The sequence below is a fragment of the Priestia sp. TRM10 genome (assembly GCF_057808375.1).
The window spans coordinates 139,496-161,577 of sequence record NZ_JBJZOT010000011.1; the positions used below are offsets into that span (position 1 = coordinate 139,496).

Below are 22,082 nucleotides of genomic sequence, written 5' to 3' on the forward strand. Positions count from 1 at the left end.
GCTGCTTTTTTTATTCGTATTCTTCCATCATTTCTTTTATTGTGAATAGTACGGCATAGTAAGCATATAGGCCAACCATTGTAGAAGGAAAACCAAAGCGCTCTCCATCATCACCAGGGATAAGTGGTTTAAGAAGTTTTATATCAATATGTACATCTGAATAATCAGCTGCAGTTTCTCCCTCTTGTTTAGGGTCAAGAGCCCCCATAGTAACAAAAGGAATGTCTTTCTCAGTGATAGATTTAGCTAATTCTATAGCTTCTTGGTCATGAGCATAGCGACTAAAAACTAAAACTCGGTCAACGCTTGTTATATTTTCAAGGTTTTGGTTAGAAAGAAGAAGTTCAGCATTTAAAGCATCTGCTCCTTTTGTTGCTTCAATAGCAATAGCCTCCATCTCTTGAAAACCATGGACGAAAAGTTTACCATCGCCTATGAGTCCTTGAGCAAGTATGCGTGCTCCATCTTCTATATTTAGCTCTTCTTTCTCACTTATTCGATTGAAGTATCCGTTCAATTGGGTTGTAAAAATCTTCATCATATTATTATTCACCTCTGCTAGCTATTATAGCTTACAACACCAAGGATTTAAAAAGCCGAACTATAAAAAAATAAGTATTTTATTCTGCGAAATGTTATTTTTGATTATAATTAAGAAGTTCGAGCGCTTTCTCCGCTAAGAATGTACAAAAAGTTATTTTTTGTGAAAGAAGGGATTTCTTTTTCTAAGTAGAATAGAGTAAAGTAGTCCTCGGTACGAAAATTTATTTTAAGGTGGGATAGAAGTGGAAGAACGAATTTTAATTGTAGATGATCAGTACGGGATACGCATTCTTTTAACAGAAGTGTTGCAAAAAGAAGGATATAAAACACTTCAAGCTTCCAACGGCTTTGAAGCTATTGATATTGCAAAAGAACGCACGCCAGATTTAGTTTTATTAGATATGAAAATTCCCGGAATGGATGGAATTGAAATTTTAAAGCGTCTAAAAGAACTAGATGCAACAGTGAAAGTCATCATTATGACAGCCTATGGGGAGCTTGATATGATTCAAGAAGCAAAGGATTTAGGAGCGCTGACACACTTTGCAAAACCATTTGATATTGATGAAATTCGTCAAGCTGTAAAAAAATATATTCCAGTTAATACTAACTAGTACTATAATCTCCTCGTTGCTGTGAAATTCTACATATCACTATTCAATCTCACGGGCTTTGCTATGCGCGTTTTTTTCTTGTATTAACTGCATAAAATGTATAAAAATATGGCATTTTTTTAAGAGAGGTTGCCTATTTTTGTCGAACTCTGCTAGCTTTTATATTGCCGTCAAGTTCGTAAATTGGTATCCTAAAGATGTACTTACATTATTTTAAAGCTTTATTCCTTTTATTAAAGAAACGAGCTTTCAACAGTTTAGAGGAGGATTTACTAATGCCATTAGTATCAATGAAAGAAATGTTGAATACTGCTAAAGATAACGGTTATGCAGTAGGTCAATTCAACTTGAACAACTTAGAGTTCACGCAAGCGATTTTACAAGCAGCACAAGAAGAAAAATCTCCAGTTATCCTTGGTGTTTCTGAAGGTGCAGGCCGTTACATGGGCGGATTCAAAACAATCGTGAAACTTGTGGAAGCACTTATGGAAGAGTACAACGTAACAGTACCTGTTGCGATTCACCTTGACCATGGTTCAAGCTTTGAGTCTTGTGCAAAAGCTATTCATGCTGGTTTCACATCTGTTATGATCGACGCTTCTCACGGTCCTTTCGAAGAAAACGTAGCGGTAACATCTAAAGTTGTTGAGCTTGCTCACATCCACGGTGTATCTGTTGAAGCTGAGCTTGGAACTGTTGGTGGACAAGAAGATGACGTGATTGCTGACGGCGTAATTTACGCAGATGCACAAGAATGTAAAGAGCTTGTAGAGCGTACAGGTATCGACTGCCTAGCTCCAGCACTTGGTTCTGTTCACGGTCCTTACAAAGGGGAGCCAAACTTAGGGTTCAAAGAAATGGAAGAAATCAGTGGTCTTACAAACATGCCGCTTGTATTACACGGTGGTACGGGAATTCCAACAAAAGATATCCAAAAAGCGATTTCTTTCGGTACAGCTAAAATCAATGTAAACACAGAAAACCAAATTTCTTCTGCAAAAGCTGTTCGTGAAGTATTAGCAGCAGACGCTGAAGTATATGATCCACGTAAATACCTAGGACCAGCTCGTGAAGCAATTAAAGAGACTGTTATTGGTAAAATGCGTGAGTTTGGTTCTTCAAACAAAGCATAATTAAACATGTGAGGAAGTCTTTTTTACAAGCTTCCTCGCTTTTATATCTTTCTTGTAACCGTTTTAAATAAAAGGAAAAAAGAAGGGATGAGGAAAATGAAATTTTTTATCGATACAGCGAATCTAGATGAAATCAAAGAAGCACATGAATTAGGAATTCTAGCTGGTGTTACAACAAACCCTAGCCTAGTTGCAAAAGAGAATGTATCTTTCGAAGAGCGTTTGAAAGAAATTGCTAGTCTTGTTCCAGGATCTGTAAGCGCGGAGGTTATTTCCTTGAAAGCAGAGGAAATGATTGAAGAAGGAAAAGAGCTTGCTAAAATTTCTCCGAATATTACGATAAAAGTTCCAATGACTCCCGATGGCTTAAAAGCTGTCAAATATTTTTCTGAAGCGGGCATTAAAACAAACGTTACACTTGTTTTCTCTGCAAACCAAGCACTTTTAGCAGCACGTGCAGGTGCAACATACGTATCTCCATTTTTAGGACGTCTTGATGACCTTGGTCATGAGGGGTTAGATTTAATCAGTGAAATTGCTGAAATCTTTGCAGTTCATGATTTACCAACGGAGATTATTGCTGCAAGTATCCGTCATCCATTACATGTTAAAGAAGCAGCATTACGTGGTGCAGATATTGCGACAATTCCGTTAAAAGTTATCATGCAACTTTTCCACCATCCATTAACAGAACAAGGTATCGAGAAATTCCTACAAGACTGGGAAGCTCGTGTGAACGTTTGATAGATGAAAAAATCCCTCTAGAAATATCTAGAGGGATTCTTTTGTTAGACCCATCCATTCTGAAGGGAGTTAGACCATTTTTTAAAAATATATTGAATCAGGAATAATGATAAGGTAATAAAGAAACTAATGGAAAAATTAATAGGCAATGTCCAAACGCCTTCAAATAAATACCTTGAGACAATAAATGATGGAATACTTAATACTCCAACGATGATAGTAATCGCAGTCCATAACTTTGAATCTGCGTTTTTAAGTAACTTCATGAAACAAGTAATAAGAAGAGCTAAAGAAATTAAGCTAATAAGATAAGGAATAATTGAAAATGTATCTTTTGAGAATCTGTCAAAAAATGTGCTAAGAAACTGCCCTGCTGTTTCCACAATAAACATCCACATAAGCATTAAGGTTCCAAAATAAAAGGCATCAATTAGATGAACTGATTTTGTTTCCTTAGGTAAGTTCACTACAATGTCTTTACTATATTGTTTTAAATCTCGCCCGAATAAATCTTCGGCATTTTTCCCCTGTTATTAAATGCTCGATAATTTCTAAAAGCGTTTCCTCTGTTGCTCGTTCAGAAACATTGCTTCCTCTTACATAGGTAAGCACTATTTCGTAAGCGAAAGCATTTTCCTTTGTTAAACTTCGTTGAAGAATAGTATTCCTTTTAATTAGTTCTTCTGTAGTCAACGTTTTTCGCTCCTTTTATAGATTTTTTTAGTTTATGTGAATGCTTAGCTGTAGGAGATTTTTGTTTCGAGATGCTTTGAATATTTTTTAAATGCATACTGAAGAGTGAAAAGTAGACAAGTAATAGAAGTGCTTATTAACAGATTCATTGGAACTGTCCATACGTCTTTAAAAATTTGATTCGTGAAAACATATGAGATAGTACCGATGACAAACGTAGAAACTCCAAGGGCAATCCAGCCTTTTGAGCCATAAACACTATTTTTAATAGCTTTTAAAACTGCCCAAATGATAATCCATGTAAAAGGCCATGAAATTAAAAAAGGAAGAAGGGAAATATGGTCTTCTGAAAAAGCAGGGTAGAAGAGACCAAGGATTTCTCCAATCGTTTTAGGAATAAACATCCACATGAAAATTAAAGTATTGAAATAAAGAATATTCATAAATTGAAGAGCTTTTGTTTCCTTAGGTAGATTGACTAATACATCATCACAATAAGCTTTTAAATCAGAGCCGAAGATTTCTTCCGCCTTTTTACCATTTTGCTGTCCAATAACGAGATGTTCCAATATTTCAAGTAACGTTTCTTCTGTGGCTCGTTCAGATAGTGAGTTCAGTCTTATATAGACAACCATATTCTCGTAAACTTTTTCATTATGAGTATTTAGAGATGCTTGTAGTTCTCTATTCCTCTTAATAATATCTTTCGTATTCAAACTACATCTCTCCTTTCAATTGACTAACGGCACCAATAATATCATCCCAATTTTCTTCAAACTGCCTTAAGGCTTCTTCTCCTTCACTTGTCAGTTTGTAGTATTTTCGGTTTGGACCTGATGGGGAAGGTTTCATTGTTCCTTTAATCCATTTTAGTTTTTGCATACGAGCAAGCACCGGATAAATACTTCCTTCCTTCACCATAGTTAGCCCTGCCTGATGAAGACGCTCGCTAAGTTCATATCCATATACTTCTTTTCGAGAGATAACAAGCAAAATACAGCCTTCTAGTATCCCTTTTAGTAACTGGCTTTGATTATCCAATTGTTCTCATCACCACGATTCTTATCTATATTGCTTTGCAAGGTAGTTTTAATACATTATATTCCAGTCTATATTGTTTTGCAAGGTACTTATATTCATTTATTGAAATTTGAGGAAGTAAGAATTGTTTTTTTAGGCAAGAATGATATATTGTATGGTAGAAGAAAGTTTAGAATAAGAAAAAAGATAGGGATTAAAAAGAATTACTTTTTTCCTCATATGTGTGAAAAACCCTATCGTCATCCTTTTTTGAAAGTGTTATCATAAGGTAGTCTATTATAAATTGTTTAAAGTTTTTATTATTTTTGTAACATATAAGTTATTATCGGCAATAATGATGACGAACGTATAATACGTAACTCTGACATAGTAGAACATCGGTCTGCTAGAAAGGAGAATAACATGGAAAAATTGAAAATCGAAGGTGGTCACAAGTTAAAAGGTGAAGTGAGAATAAGCGGGGCTAAAAATAGTGCTGTTGCTTTAATTCCTGCTACGATTTTAGCTGAGTCGCCTGTTACAATCGAAGGTCTTCCTGATATTTCAGATGTTGCTATCCTAAGCAGCTTAATCGAGGAAATTGGCGGAAGTGTTTCAATGGATGCTCACGAGCTTAAAATAAATCCTGAAAAGATGATTTCGATGCCGCTCCCAAATGGAAAGGTGAAAAGGCTACGAGCTTCTTATTATTTAATGGGAGCTATGCTTGGAAGATTTAAGAAAGCAGTTGTTGGACTTCCTGGAGGATGTCATTTAGGTCCTCGTCCAATAGACCAGCATATTAAAGGTTTTGAAGCTCTAGGGGCAAAGGTAACCAATGAGCAGGGAGCTATCTATTTACGAGCAGAAGAGTTAAAAGGAGCACGCATCTATTTAGATGTTGTCAGTGTTGGGGCTACAATTAATATTATGCTTGCAGCTGTGAGAGCAAAAGGGCGCACTGTTATTGAAAATGCGGCGAAAGAGCCGGAAATCATTGATGTTGCTACCCTTCTTACAAGCATGGGAGCACGTATTAAAGGGGCAGGAACAGACGTTATTCGTATTGATGGAGTTGATCATCTAAGCGGTTGCCGTCATTCTATTATTCCTGATCGAATTGAAGCAGGTACATATATGATAATGGCGGCTTCAATGGGAGAAGAAGTGTTAATTGACAATGTAATCCCTAAGCATATCGAACCATTAATTGCAAAACTTCGTGAAATCGGAGTAGAAGTGCAAACGAACAATGATCAAGTGCTTATTAGAGGAAAAGAAAACTTAAAAGCAGCGGATATTAAGACACTCGTTCACCCTGGATTCCCCACAGATTTACAGCAACCAATTACAGCTCTTCTAACGAAAGCAGAAGGGACAAGCATGGTAACTGATACTATTTATAGTGCACGCTTCAAACATATTGACGAATTAAGAAGAATGAATGCGTCTGTAAAAGTAGAGGGTCGTTCTGCTATTATTAATGGTCCGACAGAGCTTCAAGGAGCAAAAGTGAAGGCTTCTGATTTGCGAGCAGGTGCAGCACTTGTAACAGCAGGATTAATGGCAAAAGGCATCACTGAGATTACTGGACTTGAGCATATTGACAGAGGGTATAGCCATCTTGTTGATAAACTCTCAGGTTTAGGGGCAGTTATTTGGCGCGAACGTATGACAGAACAGGAAATTGAGCAATTTCAAAATTCTTAAATCACCGACTGGAGATGGATGAGAATGGAAAGAAGTTTATCAATGGAATTAGTTCGTGTAACAGAAGCAGCAGCTCTTGCATCAGGACGATGGATGGGAAGAGGAAAAAAAGAAGAAGCAGATGAGGCTGCTACATCTGCAATGCGTGATGTTTTTGATACAATCCCAATGAAAGGGACTGTTGTTATTGGTGAGGGAGAAATGGATGAAGCGCCAATGCTATATATTGGTGAGAAGCTTGGTACAGGCTATGGGCCACGTGTTGATGTTGCTGTTGACCCTCTTGAAGGAACAAATATTGTTGCAGCAGGAGGGTGGAATGCCCTAGCTGTATTAGCTGTTGCGGATAATGGGAACTTACTTCATGCCCCTGATATGTATATGGAAAAAATTGCTGTAGGTCCAGAAGCTGTTGGCAAAGTTGATATTAATGCTTCTGTTATTGATAACTTGAGAGCGGTAGCAAAAGCTAAAAATAAAGATATTGAAGATGTTGTAGCAACAGTTCTAAACCGTTCACGTCATGAGAGAATCATTCATGAACTTCGTGAAGCAGGTGCACGCATTAAGCTTATTAACGATGGAGACGTTGCAGGGGCTATTAACACCGCTTTTGACAATACAGGCGTTGACATTTTATTTGGTTCAGGCGGAGCGCCAGAAGGTGTTTTAGCAGCTGTTGCTTTAAAGTGTTTAGGTGGGGAACTTCAGGGGAAGCTTTTACCACAAAGTGAAGAAGAATTAAAACGTTGTAAAGAAATGGGCATTGAGGATGTTGATCGCGTTCTTTATATGGACGACCTTGTAAAAGGGGAAGATGCCATCTTTGCAGCGACAGGGGTAACAGATGGTGAACTTTTAAAAGGTGTTCAATTTAAAGGGTCTATCGGTACAACTCAATCACTTGTTATGAGAGCAAAGTCGGGTACAGTTCGTTTTATTGATGGTCGTCACAGCCTGAAGAAAAAGCCAAACCTAGTTATTAAGCCATAACGGAACTTTTTAACCATAATTAAAATTAGAGCTATCATATCTTGTATTTCTTTTCAGAATGTACTATTTTAATAGTTATATAAAGTCTAATGATCAAGCGTTGCCAGATTGAGGCAACGCTTGATATATTACTGGAATTTGTTTCCGTTTCCTTTGTAGTGACATTAGCCTAAAATGAAGGAAATGAAGGGATAAGCGCGAATTTATCTTTAATCCTCATTGCTGAGTCCCATTATAATAGCTCACCTTTTTTGTTGATTAAAAAGTGTAAAAAGGGTTAGAATAGAGAATGCTACACAAATAGAAAAACACTACTCTACTCTTTATACTTCTGTTTATCTTATCTCAACTGCTTTTTATCCAGAACAAAGTAGTAAAGATGAACTCCTACACGTTAGAAGTTTTAATTTATCTTCTCCTAAAATATAGATTGATCCCAGCGGAAAAATAGTAAAAGAATTATTTAGGAAGAACAGGCTAAACGAGTATTTAGTTTTTTTATCATTGTTTGTGCAAGCTTTCCTAATGCTTTATAAAATCTTGCATTTTTGAAAAATTTTATCTTGAAAAGTGGTGTTTTCCATGAGCTTAACATTATCGAGTTTAGAAAATATGAAATTAAAAGAATTATATGAGCACGCTCGTGAATATAGTGTTTCATACTATAGTAAGTTAACTAAAAAGGAATTAATCTTTGCAATTTTAAAAGCACAAGCTGAAAAGGACGGCTTACTATTTATGGAAGGTGTTCTTGAAATTATTCAATCAGAGGGTTTTGGTTTTTTACGTCCAATTAACTACTCTCCAAGTTCAGAGGATATTTATATTTCAGCATCTCAAATTCGTCGTTTTGATTTGCGTAATGGAGACAAAGTTTCGGGGAAAGTACGTCCTCCTAAAGAAAATGAACGTTATTATGGTTTGTTACACGTGGAAGCGGTTAACGGAGATGATCCAGAGTCTGCAAAAGAACGTGTGCATTTCCCTGCCTTGACTCCAATTTATCCAGATCGTCAAATTACGCTTGAAACAAAACCAAATCACTTATCAACTCGTGTGATGGATTTGATTGCTCCTGTTGGTTTTGGTCAGCGTGGTCTTATTGTAGCCCCGCCAAAAGCAGGAAAAACAATGCTTTTAAAAGAAATTGCAAATAGCATTGCTACAAATAATCCAGAAGCAGAGCTTATTGTTCTTCTTATTGACGAGCGTCCTGAAGAAGTAACAGATATTGAGCGTTCTGTAGAAGGGGATGTTGTTAGTTCAACATTTGACGAAGTTCCGGAAAATCACATTAAAGTAGCAGAACTTGTTCTAGAGCGTGCTATGCGTTTAGTAGAACATAAAAAAGATGTGGTTATTTTAATGGATAGTATTACAAGATTGGCTCGTGCTTATAACTTAGTTATTCCACCAAGTGGACGTACGCTTTCAGGTGGTATTGATCCTGCAGCGTTCCACCGTCCAAAGCGATTTTTTGGGGCTGCCCGAAATATTGAAGAAGGCGGTAGTTTAACTATTCTTGCAACAGCGCTTGTTGATACAGGTTCACGTATGGATGACGTTATTTATGAAGAGTTTAAAGGTACAGGAAACATGGAGCTTCATCTTGACCGTTCACTTGCTGAGAAGCGTATCTTCCCTGCAATTGATATTCGTCGTTCAGGTACTCGTAAAGAAGAAATGTTGATCCCGAAAGAGCATCTTGATCATTTATGGGCAATCCGTAAAACAATGGCAGATGCTCCTGACTTTGTTGATAAGTTTATGCGTCGTTTACGTCAAACGAAATCAAATGAAGATTTCTTTCAAGCGTTGACAGAGGAAAGAAAAGCGGTCACACACGGCAAACGTTAACATTTTCTTCTTATAAAACAATGCTATTGCAAAAGAAGTAAACCCTTGTTATAATTCAAAGATGTGCGACATCACGCAATCAGCGTGGATATAACTCTGTTTCAGATGATTCAGGGCGGAAGGAGATGAAAAACATGAAATCAGCAATTCATCCGGATTATAAAAAAGCAACAGTAAAATGTTCTTGCGGTAATGAATTTGAAACTGGTTCTGTTAAAGAAGAGGTACGCGTAGAGGTTTGCTCTGAGTGCCATCCATTCTACACAGGACGTCAACGTTTCGCTTCTGCAGACGGTCGTGTTGAACGTTTCAATAAAAAATACGGTCTTAAGTAATCGTAAATATGTACGATCAAAACAGGCAAGCGGCTCAAGCTCTTGCCTGTTTTTTACATAGTGAAACATAAAATGTTTATATTATCATAGGACACCTAGGAAGATATGTATAAAACTTATCTTCTTTTTAATGTGGTTCGCTCTAAACATAGAAAAGCGCAACGTATGGAAAGCTACTCCTAAGGATATGTAAAGAGAGATGAATAACAAGGTAAGGAGAATTTGATGGCACAGTTATTTTTTAAATATGGCGCAATGAATAGTGGAAAATCAATTGAAATTTTAAAAGTGGCAAACAACTATGAGGAACAAAATAAAACAGTCCTTATGTTTACTTCTGGAATTGATACAAGAGATGAAATAGGATATGTCTCAAGTAGAGTGGGCCTTCGTCGAAAAGCTATTCCAATATTTGATGACACCGACATCTTTAATATTGTCTTTGATCATTCTCCAAAGCCGAACTGTATCCTTATTGATGAAGCTCAGTTTCTTAATAAAGATAACGTTTTACAGCTTGCTCGTATTGTAGATGAACTCAATATTCCTGTTATGTGTTTCGGACTAAAAAATGACTTTCAAAACGAACTTTTTGAAGGAAGTCGTTATTTATTAATTTATGCTGATAAAGTAGAAGAAATGAAGACAATTTGCTGGTTTTGTGAGCGTAAAGCAATTATGAATTTGCGCGTAGATGATGCTGGGAAGCCTGTATATACAGGTGAACAAATTCAAATTGGGGGAAATGATTCCTACTATCCAGTTTGTCGTAAATGTCATGCTAATCCGCCTCTGTAAAATAAATAGTAATAGAAAAAGCGATGAAAATTCGTTTCTAGTTGAAGGGTTTTTATCACTTTTTCTTATATTAAAAATCAAAAATAGAAGTTTTTTTACAATATATTTTTTATTATTGAAAAATCTTTAAAGATGAGGTAATTGAAGTAGGGTTTGAAGGCCTTCTTAGAGAGAGAAAAATAATAAAAACGGTAGGACATTTTGGTTTCCTACCGTTTTTATTATAGAAAGAGAATGCTTCATCACCTACATTCTGTGAGCTTATTTGCTTTTGACGTTTGCTACAGCCTATACTATAATTATAATGTTATGGATAAAATTTGATTTCCACTTAGAAGTGTCTATATTTCACTACTGTAAAGTGTAAAGTGAGGTATTTATTCAGAAGTCTTTAAGACGCGATTAAGGGAATATAATAGAGGTGAAGAACGTGTTTGATCGTTTAGATTCAGTAGAAATGCGTTATGATAAATTAAATGAGCTATTGAGTGATCCTGAAATTGTAAATGACGCAAATAAACTTCGTGAGTATTCAAAAGAACAGTCTGATATTCAGGAAACAGTTGAAGCATACCGTGAATATAAAGAAGTAAAAGAGCAGCTTGATGAAGCAAAATTAATGCTTGAAGATAAGCTTGATGCTGAAATGAAGGAAATGGTAAAGGAAGAAATCTCGGAGCTTTCTGAACGTGAAGAAGAGCTTGTTGAACGTTTGAAAATCTTACTTGTACCAAAAGATCCAAATGATGATAAAAACGTAATTATGGAGGTTCGTGGTGCAGCGGGTGGAGATGAAGCAGCTCTATTTGCAGGAGACCTTTATCGTATGTACAGCCGTTATGCAGAAGCAAATGGTTGGAAAACAGAAGTAATGGAAGCAACCTCAACAGGTGTTGGTGGTTATAAAGAAATTATCTTTATGATTAGTGGAAAAGGCGCTTATTCAAAGATGAAGTTTGAAAATGGAGCACACCGTGTGCAACGTGTACCAGAGACAGAATCAGGTGGACGTATTCATACATCTACAGCAACGGTTGCTTGCTTGCCGGAAGCAGAAGAGGTTGAGGTTGATATCCATGAAAAAGATATTCGCGTTGACACCTTCGCATCAAGTGGTCCAGGTGGGCAAAGTGTAAATACAACAATGTCAGCTGTTCGTTTAACACACGTACCAACAGGGGTTGTTGTATCATGTCAAGATGAGAAATCTCAAATTAAAAACAAAGAAAAAGCGATGAAGGTTTTACGTGCTCGTATTTATGATAAATTCCAGCGTGAAGCACAGGCTGAATATGATCAAAACCGTAAACAAGCGGTAGGAAGTGGAGATCGTTCTGAGCGTATTCGCACGTATAACTTCCCACAAAACCGTGTAACAGATCACCGCATTGGATTAACAATCCAAAAACTTGATCAAATCTTGCAAGGTAAACTTGATGAAGTAATTGAAGCACTTATCATGGAAGATCAAGCTCAACGTATGGAAGAGTCGATGTAATGATGAAAAACAGAACAAAAATTTTTGAAGTCCTTAAATGGGCTTCTTCTTTTTTAGAAGAACATAATCGAGATCAAAATGCAGGTGAACTTCTTTTAATTCACCATTTAAAAACAACGCGCTCAAAACTTTTAGCTTCTCTTCATGATGAAGTAAGTCAGGAGATCTTCTCTGCTTTTGAAGCTGATGTACGACGTCATGCTGAAGGACTTCCAATTCAATATCTTATTGGAAAAGAGAGCTTTTATGGACGAGATTTTTTAGTGAATAAGGAAGTATTAATCCCACGTCCTGAAACGGAAGAGCTTGTCTTTCATGTTTTGCAGAAGATAGAGCAAAAATGGGGAAGCAATAAGAAGATGAACGCTGTTGACGTTGGAACAGGCAGTGGAGCAATTGCGATTACCCTTGCACTAGAAAACTCAAATTTAGCTCTAAAAGCTATTGATATTGCTCCAGCTTCAATTGAAGTGGCAGAACAAAACGCTCGGTTGCTCGGAGCAGCTGTTGAATTTTTAGAAGGAGATATGCTTTCTCCATTAATAAAGATGGGGAAAAAGGCAAGTGTTATCGTCTCTAATCCTCCCTATATTCCAAGTGGTGATATTGATGCACTTTCCCCTGTTGTGAAAGAGCATGAGCCAATGCGTGCTCTTGTTGGAGGAGAGGACGGGCTTAATTTTTATCGTCAACTAATGGAAGAACTCCCTTATGTATTAGAAAAAGACGGAATTGTAGCGTTTGAAGTTGGAGTTGGACAAACAAAGGATGTAGGAAACATGCTGAAAGAAACTTTTCCGACAGCGGATGTAAAAGCAATCGATGACATTAACGGCAAAGATCGAATTGTTCTAGCAAGTCTTTAAGTCGAGTTCCTCTTTTAGGAGAGGAACCTCTTATCTGAAAAAATAAAAGAATAATAGTTTTTCAAGGTTTAAGAAAGCAAATTTTGCCCATACTGTTCTAGTGAGAGGGCGGTGTGGGAAATGAAGAAACAAGCAATTATTTTTTTATTACTTTTATTTGTAGGAGCATATCTCCAAGTTACAGGAAATGGAACAGCACAGGCCACTGAACGAACGGTTATTCCAAATGACGCTATAAGGCTTCGAATTTTAGCTAATAGCGATAGTGATAAAGATCAAAAAGTAAAACGTATGGTTCGCGATGAAGTGAACAAGGAAATTAATAAGTGGGTAGAAGAGCTAACGTCTTTTGAAGAAGCTAGTAAAGTAATTCAAAGTAATCTTCCAGAGATTAAGGAAATTGCTAATAGAGTTCTTAAAGAACAAGGGTTTTCATATGAAGCAAACGTTAAATTCGGTAAAGTATCATTTCCAACGAAGCTTTATGGGAATTTATTATATCCTGCTGGGGAATATGAAGCAGTATTGATTACGCTTGGAGAAGGTGAAGGCGCAAATTGGTGGTGTGTATTATTTCCACCGATGTGTTTCCTTGATTTCTCAAATGGTCAAGCTGTTCCAGAACAAGAAGGTGTAAAAGCTTCTGAATTAACTTCAAAGCCGGTGAAAGAAGAAGTGGCACAACCAGAGCCAGAACCATCAGTAAAGGCAGAGGAAGAAGAAACAAAAAATCCTAAACCAAAAAAGAAAGAAAGCAAGATAGAAGAGAAAGAACAAAAACCAGAAGTGAAGTTCTTTGTTGTAGAATGGTTTGAAAAAGTGGTCTCTTAGTTCTATTTCTCTTTCCACCTCATAGAGTAGGTAGTAGATATCAAAGGCTAGGGGGGAAGAGAGATGCATTTACGCTATGCTGAGAAGAGTGATGAAAGAAATATACTTGCCTTTATTGAGAAAGCTGGAGTTGATTCAGAAGGGATTAAGGAGCAAATACAACATTTTGTTTTAATGGAGGACAAGCAAGGAAATCTACAAGGAACGCTAGGTATTTATAAACTAGGTGATAAAGGGCTTCTACGTTCTCTTGTTATGAGTGAGAAAGTAAGTCAGGAAGAAATCTTAGCGCTCTTTCACGAAGCTTTTCGACTTGCATGGCAAAAAGAGTTGAAAGATTTGTACTTAGTGACGAATAAAAGCAGTGCTTTGCCGTTTTTCCATCTGCTTGGTTTTCAGGAAGTTGATCCAGTAAGTTCACCGTCTGCTTTTCAACGATTTTATCAAGAAGCTGTTGAGGAAAATGAAGAAATTCATTTTATGCATTATAATGTAAAGAAAGAAGCGTAGAAAAGCTGTTGATAACTTTTATGAAAAATACTATCCACAGAGTTATTAACATCCCGGCGCCTTTTATCCACAAAATGTGGACGAAGGGCGCTTATTGGTGCTATTTTTAATAAAAAAGTGAGTAGAACCCCTATTTTAATGGGGATAAATAAAAAGATAATAGGAGGTAAGAAGATGAAAACAAACATGTGGATTGTGGATAATTCAGAAAATAATGTAAATAGTTATCCACAACTCGAAGAAGCTGCTTCTTTATTAAAAAAAGGGGAAGTTGTGGCTTTTCCAACAGAGACAGTTTACGGTCTTGGAGCAGATGCAACAAATGATAAAGCAGTGAAGAAGATTTTTGAAGCCAAAGGTCGACCAAGCGACAATCCTCTTATTGTACATATTGGGAATGCTAATCAGCTTGATGGACTTGTTGAGGAAGTACCCTTAAAAGCTAAAAAGCTAATAGAAGCCTACTGGCCTGGCCCGCTTACGCTTATCTTAAAAAGTAAAGCAGGCATCTCTCAAGGAGTGACAGCAGGGCTATCCACAGTTGGTATTCGTATGCCTTCACATCCTGTAGCTCTTGCTCTTCTTCAAAAAGTAAACCTTCCTATTGCAGCTCCAAGTGCGAATCTGTCTGGCCGACCTAGCCCAACTACTGCACAGCACGTTTACGAAGATTTACAAGGAAGAATTGTGGGGATTGTTGATGGTGGCCAAACAGGAGTAGGTCTTGAATCAACAGTATTGGACTGTACATGTGAACCGCCCCTTATTTTGCGACCAGGTGGTATTACAAAGCGACAGTTAGAAGAAGTTATCGGAGAAGTTGAAGTTGACCAAGCATTATTAAAGGGAGAGGAGAAACCAAAATCTCCTGGTATGAAATATACGCACTATGCACCAAATGCTCCTCTTTTCATTGTATCTGGAACACGAGAGTTTATGCGAGAGACTATTATGAAAGCACAAAAAGACGGAAAGAAAGTAGGTGTCCTTTCTACAGAAGAAAATCATTCTTTCTATCCAGGAGATAAAGTCATTGTATGTGGACATCGAGAAGATCAAGCTTCAATTGCTGCCTCTTTATACGATTCACTGCGAGCTTTCAATCAAGAAGATCTCGATATTATCTATAGTGAAAGCTTTGAAAGAGAAGGATTAGGAGAGGCGATTATGAATCGTCTTGTTAAAGCTGCAGGACATAAAATCATTTCAGAAGAATAGAACCATTCTAAACCCCCTTGGACGTGCATATGGTGAATTAGGATATGTACACCTGAGGGGGAGAAAAAATGGCCTTGCCTGATTTTGCGAGTGAGTTTCTTACGTTATTTGTGATGGCATTTGCACTAGGAATGGATGCTTTTTCAATCGGTCTTGGAATGGGTCTTATTCAATTGAGGATGAAACAGATTTTTTATATTGGACTAACTATTGGCATTTTCCATTTCATTATGCCTTTGTTAGGAATTGGAATGGGACGTTTACTTTCAGAGAAATTTGGGATGTTTGCAACATATGTTGGAGGAGCTCTTCTGCTTTTCCTTGGCATTCAAATGATTTACTCGTCTTTCAAAAAAGAGGAAGATATATTAATAAAACCTGTCGGATTTGGTCTTATTGTTTTTGCTTTAAGCGTTAGTTTAGACAGTTTTTCAGTCGGACTTAGCCTAGGGATTTTTGGAGCAAAAACCTTGCTTACTGTTATTGTGTTTGGAGCTGTCAGCATGGTATTAACATGGATAAGCCTTTTACTTGGACGTCGTGTTCAAGGATTGTTAGGATCTTATAGTGAGGTGCTTGGGGGAAGTATCCTTCTTGCGTTTGGTATAAAATTGCTCTGGCCATTTTAAATTTTTATAATAGAAAGAAGATGAACAAAAGCTCAGAGATTTGAGCTTTTTATTTTTTAGAGAGAAGGTTGATTACATGAAGAGAGTTTTATTCGTTTGTACAGGTAACACATGCCGTAGTCCAATGGCTTCTGCATTGCTGAAGGAAAAAAAGGATTTTGAAGTCCAGTCAGCTGGAATATTTGCAGGGAAAGGAATGCCAATTTCCGCTGCAGCCTCTCAGGCTTTATTAGAAAAAGGAATAGAGCATAATCACCGCTCACAGCCCTTTACATCAGAGCTTGCAGAATGGGCTGATTATATTTTTACGATGACAAATCAGCATAAACAATTAATTGTTAGTCAGCATCCCTCTGCTGCTAAGAAAACCTTTACACTGCACGAATTTTCTACTTCATCAGTTGGAGATGTACAAGATCCATATGGGGGAGATCTCTCTATCTACCGAGAAACACTCGGTGAATTAGATGAACTTATTCGTCAACTTATCCTTAAATTAGCCGATAAATAGGACAGAAGTCCATTATCTCTAAATGTTGCATGGAAGGCATTATAGAGAATAATTTATTGGATAAGTGAGGGGTCTTTATGTCGAAGCAATATAAATTTAATTTAAGATTTAAGCTTGTATTTTTCACTTTTATTTTAGCGGTCATCACTTATTCTACAAGTGCTTTTTTTCTATATTTTGTCTGCCCCCATGCAGGAGAATTGATGAGTCAGACAGTCTTTACAGCTCTTGTTCTCACGCTTGGGGTATTTTGGACAGGATTGTTAATGTTTTTAGCAACAGGTTTCATTATCCGTCCTTTGCAAAAGTTAGAGATTGTAGTGAATAAAGCATCTGAGGGTAATCTCAGTGATGAAGTAAATCTAAAACTTTCAAATGATGAAATCTATGGTATTGGACAAGCTTTTAATAGAATGTTGCAAAATATGCGTGACATAATTATGACCATTGAAGAGAACACAAATAAAGCAAATGAGTGTGTGCTTCAAATCTCTAATTTAGCAGATGATGCCTTTAGACATTCTTCGCATATTTCCCAAACAATTGATGAAATATCAGCAGGCGCTGAGAACTCTGCAGCTGCTATTGAAGACACAGCAGAATCTATTGAGCATGTACTTGTTCTAGCAGGAGATGTGAGGGAAAAAGCACTGCACTCAAAACGTCTTTCTGAAACAATGGTTGGATCTCTAGATGGAACAAGTGAAGCAACAGTTGGGCTTATAAAAGGGCTAGAACGATTGGTTGAGCAGAATGGTCAATCTTTGCAAGCTGTTGGACAACTTGAGAAACACGCTAAACAAGTAGAAGATATTATCTCACTTGTAGGGGACATTTCGAGGCAGACAAATTTGCTTGCATTAAATGCCTCGATTGAAGCAGCACGGGCAGGAGAGCATGGAGAGGGGTTTGCTGTTGTAGCAGAAGAAGTGCGTAAATTGGCTGATGAAAGTGCACAAGCTGTAAAAAGTATTACAAAGCTTATTCAAAATATCCAAAATGGAATTAGTGAAGTTGTAAATCAAATTCATCACCAAATCGAAATCGGAAAGCAAGAAGTGTTAAAAGGGGATAAAACACAAAAAGTATTAAAAGATATGAAAGAATCTGTTTATGAGGTTTCTTCCTCTGTTGAAACTATCGTCTCTTTCTCGCAACAGCAAGTACAAAACATAGGCCAAACATCAAGTCAATCTCAGGAAGTAGCAGCAATCGCTGAAGAAACATCAGTAGGTGCAGAAGAAGTAAATGCCGTAATTAAGGAACAGCTTCATTTAATGAAAGAAGTTAGTAATGTTGCGAAATATTTAGCGGAACAAGCTGAGCAATTGAAATCCACAATTCAACGTTTTAAGTTATAATGAAGGAAAGTTCGAATATTAACCGTAAAGAGGTGTTTACTTTGAGTAATAACTTCAGTAGTCTAGCGAGTGATTTTCAAGCAATGTTGACTGATTTTTCAGAACAAGTGTCTTTGAATGATAAAACATTAGTCATTGGCTGCAGTACAAGTGAAGTGAGCGGGGAGAGAATTGGGACAGCAGGCAAGAGCCCTGTAGCAGAGACGATTTTTTCTTCTTTGGACAAACTTAGTAAAGAAAAAGGAGTCAAATTAGCTTTTCAATGTTGTGAACATTTAAATCGGGCTATTGTCGTTGAAAGGGAGACAGCAAAAGAGCATGGATTAGATCCTGTAAGTGTTATTCCAGCAGCAAAAGCTGGCGGATCAATGGCAACGTATGCTTACGAACATATGAAAGACCCTGTTGTAGTGGAAGAAATAAAAGCTGAAGCTGGAATTGACATTGGTGACACATTTATTGGAATGCATTTAAAAGCTGTTGCTGTTCCTGTTCGGTGTCAAAGCAATAAACTTGGAGAAGCACATGTTACTTTTGCTACAACAAGACCTAAGTTCATTGGTGGGGCCAGAGCAACATATGCTTAAAAATTAAGCTTATTAACATATATTTTCATATTGAAAATTGGTTAATGTTCGTGTTTAAATGGATATGAACATTGTTATTTGTCCTTTTTCTATTTATTTTTATATAAAACATGAACTTTTATAAAAAATAGCCTCTCATAGTTAAGGAAATGTGCTACAATAGGGAAAGACTTAGGACTAAATAACAAAAAGTACCGTAAAAGAAGGGGAGGACCACCATGGAAAAACTTTCAAAACAAGATCCAAAAATCTATAATGCCATTCAAGATGAGCTATCAAGACAAAGATCTAAAATCGAGCTAATTGCTTCAGAAAACTTTGTAAGTGAAGCTGTTATGGAAGCGCAAGGTTCAGTATTAACAAATAAATATGCAGAAGGTTATCCTGGCCGTCGTTATTATGGCGGTTGTGAGCATGTTGATGTTGTTGAGGATATCGCACGTGATCGTGTAAAAGAACTTTTTGGGGCAGAACATGCTAATGTTCAACCTCACTCAGGTGCACAAGCTAACATGGGTGTTTATTTCACAATTCTAGAACAAGGTGATACGGTTCTTGGTATGAACTTATCACACGGTGGACATTTAACACACGGAAGTCCTGTTAACTTCAGCGGTGTTCAATATAACTTTGTAGAGTACGGTGTAGACGAAAAAACACATCTTATTGACTATAATGATGTAAGACAAAAAGCAGTAGAACATAAACCAAAATTAATTGTTGCAGGTGCAAGTGCATATCCACGTGAAATTGATTTTGCTCGTTTCCGTGAAATTGCTGATGAAGTTGGCGCATATTTAATGGTTGATATGGCTCACATTGCTGGACTTGTTGCAGCTGGTCTTCATCCAAATCCAGTTCCATATGCAGATTTTGTAACGTCAACAACTCATAAAACATTACGTGGACCTCGTGGTGGTTTAATTCTATGTAAAGAAGAATTTGCGAAGAAGATTGACAAAGCGATCTTCCCAGGTCTTCAAGGTGGTCCACTTATGCACGTTATTTCAGCGAAAGCAGTAGCATTTGGAGAAGCATTAGAGGAAGATTTCAAAACATATGCTCAACAAATCATTAATAATGCAAAAGCATTCGCAAGTGCTCTAAAAGAAGAAGGATTCTCTATTGTTTCAGATGGAACGGACAACCATTTAATTCTAATCAATGTAAAAGAGATGGGATTAACAGGTAAAGTAGCTGAAGAAGCTCTTGATTCCGTAGGAATTACCACAAATAAAAATGCTATCCCTTATGATACGGAAAGCCCATTTGTAACAAGTGGTATTCGTATTGGTACTGCAGCAGTTACAAGCCGTGGCTTTGGGGAAGAAGATATGAAAGAAATTGCTTCAATTATGAGTCTAACATTGAAAAATGTAGAAGATGAAAGCAAACTTGCAGAAGCAAAAGAACGTGTTGAAGCTTTAACAAGCAAATTTAAGCTTTACCCAACATACTAAAGATCAAAAAGGCACGTCTTGAGGATAGCTCAAGGCGTGCCTTTTTATCGTCTTAAAAAAGCTTCATTCTAGAAGAAGGACTTGAACTCACTTTTTTTTTTCTGTAAAATAAACGCAATGTGTTTATTTCGTTTAGGCGATATTACAAACGAACCGTTATTTATGATAAACAGTATTACATATTGCTGGTGAACGCTATTGCTGTGCGTACTTGACGGCAGAACATGTGAGGCTAACAAGATTTGAGAGGTATTCTAAAAGTAAGATTTCTTATTTTAGAATGCCTTGTTCCATGTGTAACATTTTAACTAAAGGAGATGTAATTGTGGGAAAAGTATATGTGTTTGATCATCCGTTAATTCAGCATAAGTTAACGTATATTCGTGATAAAAGTACAGGAACGAAAGAATTCCGTGAGCTTGTGGATGAAGTAGCAAGTTTAATGGCTTTTGAAATTACAAGAGATTTACCTTTGCAAGAAGTAAACGTTGAAACACCAGTTTGTGAAGCTACATCAAAAGTATTAGCAGGTAAAAAACTTGGGATTGTACCAATTTTACGTGCGGGTCTTGGAATGACGGAAGGAATTTTAAAACTTATTCCTGCGGCAAAAGTAGGGCATGTTGGTTTATATCGTGATCCTGAAACACTAAAACCAATTGAATATTACGTAAAACTTCCTCGTGATGTTGAAGAACGTGACTTTATCGTTGTAGATCCAATGTTAGCTACAGGGGGATCTGCGGTTGAAGCGATTAACTCTCTGAAAAAACGTGGAGCAACAAGCATTAGATTTATGTGTTTAGTAGCAGCACCTGAAGGAGTAGAAGTGATGCAAGAAGCTCATCCAGATGTTGATATTTATATTGCAGCATTAGATGAAAAGTTAAACGATCACGGCTATATTGTGCCAGGTCTTGGGGATGCAGGAGACCGTTTATACGGAACGAAATAAACAAAATAAAAGGTGATGAAAAATGGCTAAGCGGATTAAAGTTATGACTATTTTTGGGACACGTCCGGAAGCAATTAAAATGGCTCCTCTTGTACTTGAACTAAATAGTCGCTCAGAACAGTTTGAATCAATTGTTACAGTAACAGCACAGCATAGAGAGATGCTTGATCAAGTTCTGTCCATCTTCAACATTACACCAGACCACGACCTTAACATTATGAAAGATCGCCAAACACTTATGGACGTAACAACAAGAGGTCTTCAAGGTCTTGATGCTGTAATGAAAGAAGTGCAGCCTGATATTGTCCTTGTTCACGGAGATACAACAACAACTTTCATTGCAAGTTTAGCAGCTTTCTACAATCAAATTGTTGTTGGACATGTTGAAGCTGGATTAAGAACATGGAATAAGTACTCTCCGTACCCTGAAGAAATGAATCGTCAATTAACAGGTGTGCTAGCAGATTTACACTTTGCTCCAACAAATAAATCAGCAAACAACTTAAAGATAGAAAACAAAGAAGAAGAAAACATCTATATTACAGGAAATACAGCTATTGATGCACTTCAAACAACAGTAGACGAAAGTTATCATCATGAAATCTTGGATGGTCTTGGTGACCATCGTTTAATTCTTTTAACAGCACACCGTCGTGAAAATTTAGGTGAGCCAATGCGCAACATGTTTAAAGCAGTAAAACGAATTGTCGAAGAGCATAACGATGTACGAGTAATTTACCCTGTTCACCTTAATCCAGTTGTGCGTGAACTAGCTGATGAGGTACTTGGCAATGATCCGAGAATTCAGCTTATTGAACCACTTGGAGTTGTAGACTTTCACAACTTTGCTTCACGTGCACATATCATCCTAACAGATTCAGGTGGAGTACAGGAAGAGGCGCCTTCATTGGGTGTTCCTGTTCTTGTTCTTAGGGATACAACAGAGCGTCCTGAAGGAATTGAAGCAGGAACATTGAAGCTTGCAGGATTAGAAGAAGAACATATTTATAAGCTTACAAAAGAGCTCTTAGAAGATAAGGAAGCATATGAGCAAATGGCAAAAGCCTCAAATCCTTATGGAGATGGACGTGCTTCAGCTCGTATTGCAGATGCTATTTTGTATCACTTTAAACAAAAAGAAAACCGACCTGATACATTCAATCCATAAAAGGTCTATATTGTAAAAAAACATCTCTCGCATGAAAAGCGCTGTTTG

The 22,082-nt window shown here is 37.1% G+C and carries 25 protein-coding genes; 20 read left to right on the forward strand and 5 right to left on the reverse strand.

Going from position 1 to position 22,082, the window contains the following annotated elements:
- Nucleotides 1–10 precede the first annotated feature (10 nt).
- A complete protein-coding gene (locus ACK3CR_RS09060; RefSeq protein WP_488975266.1) occupies nucleotides 11–541 on the reverse strand; it encodes a DUF2529 family protein in 531 nt (176 codons plus the stop codon).
- Between the two features lie 244 nt (nucleotides 542–785).
- Here ACK3CR_RS09060 and ACK3CR_RS09065 point away from each other — a divergent pair, with 244 nt between their 5' ends.
- The 3 genes from ACK3CR_RS09065 (at nucleotide 786) to fsa (ending at nucleotide 3,034) form a co-directional block, all read left to right on the forward strand.
- On the forward strand, nucleotides 786–1,157 hold the full coding sequence (locus ACK3CR_RS09065) for a response regulator (RefSeq protein WP_019394775.1): 372 nt from the start codon (nucleotides 786–788) through the stop codon (nucleotides 1,155–1,157).
- A gap of 275 nt (nucleotides 1,158–1,432) precedes the next feature.
- Nucleotides 1,433–2,290, forward strand: coding sequence for a class II fructose-bisphosphate aldolase (locus ACK3CR_RS09070; RefSeq protein ID WP_488975268.1), 858 nt, complete (start codon nucleotides 1,433–1,435; stop codon nucleotides 2,288–2,290).
- A gap of 96 nt (nucleotides 2,291–2,386) precedes the next feature.
- Nucleotides 2,387–3,034, forward strand: coding sequence for a fructose-6-phosphate aldolase (fsa, locus tag ACK3CR_RS09075; protein WP_243516313.1), 648 nt, complete (start codon nucleotides 2,387–2,389; stop codon nucleotides 3,032–3,034).
- A 44-nt stretch (nucleotides 3,035–3,078) separates the two neighbouring features.
- Here the strand turns inward: fsa and ACK3CR_RS09080 are convergent, their stop codons facing one another.
- The 4 genes from ACK3CR_RS09080 to ACK3CR_RS09095 are packed head-to-tail and all read right to left on the reverse strand — an operon-like array spanning nucleotide 3,079 to nucleotide 4,768.
- Complete coding sequence (locus tag ACK3CR_RS09080; protein ID WP_243516315.1) at nucleotides 3,079–3,501, reverse strand: hypothetical protein; 423 nt, start codon at nucleotides 3,499–3,501, stop codon at nucleotides 3,079–3,081.
- 13 nt (nucleotides 3,502–3,514) lie between these two features.
- Complete coding sequence (locus ACK3CR_RS09085; protein ID WP_488975269.1) at nucleotides 3,515–3,727, reverse strand: hypothetical protein; 213 nt, start codon at nucleotides 3,725–3,727, stop codon at nucleotides 3,515–3,517.
- A gap of 44 nt (nucleotides 3,728–3,771) precedes the next feature.
- A complete protein-coding gene (locus tag ACK3CR_RS09090; protein WP_410914276.1) occupies nucleotides 3,772–4,443 on the reverse strand; it encodes a hypothetical protein in 672 nt (223 codons plus the stop codon).
- A gap of 1 nt (nucleotide 4,444) precedes the next feature.
- Nucleotides 4,445–4,768: a PadR family transcriptional regulator gene (locus ACK3CR_RS09095; RefSeq protein WP_040365750.1), complete on the reverse strand. Its 324-nt coding sequence runs from the start codon at nucleotides 4,766–4,768 to the stop codon at nucleotides 4,445–4,447.
- A 402-nt stretch (nucleotides 4,769–5,170) separates the two neighbouring features.
- On the opposite strand from ACK3CR_RS09095, the gene murA reads away from it, so the two are divergent.
- The 17 genes from murA to wecB all read left to right on the forward strand — a co-directional run bounded on the left by murA (nucleotide 5,171) and on the right by wecB (nucleotide 22,034).
- A complete protein-coding gene (gene murA / locus ACK3CR_RS09100) occupies nucleotides 5,171–6,457 on the forward strand; it encodes a UDP-N-acetylglucosamine 1-carboxyvinyltransferase (protein ID WP_113750236.1) in 1,287 nt (428 codons plus the stop codon).
- Between the two features lie 24 nt (nucleotides 6,458–6,481).
- Nucleotides 6,482–7,450, forward strand: a complete 969-nt coding sequence (gene glpX / locus ACK3CR_RS09105) for a class II fructose-bisphosphatase (RefSeq protein WP_243516330.1) — start codon at nucleotides 6,482–6,484, stop codon at nucleotides 7,448–7,450.
- Nucleotides 7,451–8,032: 582 nt separating this feature from the next.
- Entirely contained in the window at nucleotides 8,033–9,307 is a 1,275-nt protein-coding gene (rho, locus tag ACK3CR_RS09110; RefSeq protein WP_061804808.1) for a transcription termination factor Rho, read from the forward strand.
- Nucleotides 9,308–9,441: 134 nt separating this feature from the next.
- The gene (gene rpmE, locus ACK3CR_RS09115) at nucleotides 9,442–9,642 is read left to right on the forward strand and encodes a 50S ribosomal protein L31 (protein WP_019394784.1); all 201 of its coding nucleotides are present in this window, start codon (nucleotides 9,442–9,444) and stop codon (nucleotides 9,640–9,642) included.
- A 225-nt stretch (nucleotides 9,643–9,867) separates the two neighbouring features.
- Nucleotides 9,868–10,440, forward strand: coding sequence for a thymidine kinase (locus ACK3CR_RS09120; RefSeq protein WP_243516333.1), 573 nt, complete (start codon nucleotides 9,868–9,870; stop codon nucleotides 10,438–10,440).
- Nucleotides 10,441–10,861: 421 nt separating this feature from the next.
- The gene (gene prfA, locus ACK3CR_RS09125) at nucleotides 10,862–11,938 is read left to right on the forward strand and encodes a peptide chain release factor 1 (RefSeq protein WP_081496143.1); all 1,077 of its coding nucleotides are present in this window, start codon (nucleotides 10,862–10,864) and stop codon (nucleotides 11,936–11,938) included.
- Nucleotides 11,938–12,804 (forward strand): peptide chain release factor N(5)-glutamine methyltransferase, encoded by an 867-nt coding sequence (prmC, locus tag ACK3CR_RS09130; RefSeq protein ID WP_488975270.1) that lies wholly within the window; start codon nucleotides 11,938–11,940, stop codon nucleotides 12,802–12,804. The genes prfA and prmC overlap by 1 nt, the downstream gene beginning before the upstream one ends.
- Nucleotides 12,805–12,924: 120 nt before the next feature.
- Complete coding sequence (gene spoIIR, locus ACK3CR_RS09135) at nucleotides 12,925–13,635, forward strand: stage II sporulation protein R (RefSeq protein WP_243516337.1); 711 nt, start codon at nucleotides 12,925–12,927, stop codon at nucleotides 13,633–13,635.
- Nucleotides 13,636–13,698: 63 nt separating this feature from the next.
- Nucleotides 13,699–14,145, forward strand: coding sequence for a GNAT family N-acetyltransferase (locus tag ACK3CR_RS09140; RefSeq protein ID WP_243516339.1), 447 nt, complete (start codon nucleotides 13,699–13,701; stop codon nucleotides 14,143–14,145).
- A 174-nt stretch (nucleotides 14,146–14,319) separates the two neighbouring features.
- Entirely contained in the window at nucleotides 14,320–15,363 is a 1,044-nt protein-coding gene (locus ACK3CR_RS09145) for an L-threonylcarbamoyladenylate synthase (RefSeq protein ID WP_243516340.1), read from the forward strand.
- Between the two features lie 68 nt (nucleotides 15,364–15,431).
- Nucleotides 15,432–15,992 (forward strand): manganese efflux pump MntP, encoded by a 561-nt coding sequence (locus ACK3CR_RS09150; RefSeq protein ID WP_243516343.1) that lies wholly within the window; start codon nucleotides 15,432–15,434, stop codon nucleotides 15,990–15,992.
- Between the two features lie 76 nt (nucleotides 15,993–16,068).
- The gene (locus ACK3CR_RS09155) at nucleotides 16,069–16,503 is read left to right on the forward strand and encodes a low molecular weight protein arginine phosphatase (RefSeq protein ID WP_243516345.1); all 435 of its coding nucleotides are present in this window, start codon (nucleotides 16,069–16,071) and stop codon (nucleotides 16,501–16,503) included.
- A gap of 203 nt (nucleotides 16,504–16,706) precedes the next feature.
- Nucleotides 16,707–17,864 (forward strand): methyl-accepting chemotaxis protein, encoded by a 1,158-nt coding sequence (locus tag ACK3CR_RS09160; RefSeq protein ID WP_488975271.1) that lies wholly within the window; start codon nucleotides 16,707–16,709, stop codon nucleotides 17,862–17,864.
- An 83-nt stretch (nucleotides 17,865–17,947) separates the two neighbouring features.
- The gene (locus tag ACK3CR_RS09165) at nucleotides 17,948–18,451 is read left to right on the forward strand and encodes a TIGR01440 family protein (protein WP_243520675.1); all 504 of its coding nucleotides are present in this window, start codon (nucleotides 17,948–17,950) and stop codon (nucleotides 18,449–18,451) included.
- Nucleotides 18,452–18,669: 218 nt separating this feature from the next.
- Nucleotides 18,670–19,911, forward strand: a complete 1,242-nt coding sequence (gene glyA, locus ACK3CR_RS09170; RefSeq protein WP_268583074.1) for a serine hydroxymethyltransferase — start codon at nucleotides 18,670–18,672, stop codon at nucleotides 19,909–19,911.
- 325 nt (nucleotides 19,912–20,236) lie between these two features.
- Nucleotides 20,237–20,866 carry a uracil phosphoribosyltransferase gene (upp, locus tag ACK3CR_RS09175; protein ID WP_019394797.1) on the forward strand — a complete coding sequence of 210 codons (630 nt, stop codon included), beginning with the start codon at nucleotides 20,237–20,239 and terminating at the stop codon, nucleotides 20,864–20,866.
- A 22-nt stretch (nucleotides 20,867–20,888) separates the two neighbouring features.
- Nucleotides 20,889–22,034, forward strand: coding sequence for a non-hydrolyzing UDP-N-acetylglucosamine 2-epimerase (gene wecB / locus ACK3CR_RS09180; protein ID WP_243516350.1), 1,146 nt, complete (start codon nucleotides 20,889–20,891; stop codon nucleotides 22,032–22,034).
- The last annotated feature ends 48 nt before the right edge of the window (nucleotides 22,035–22,082 follow it).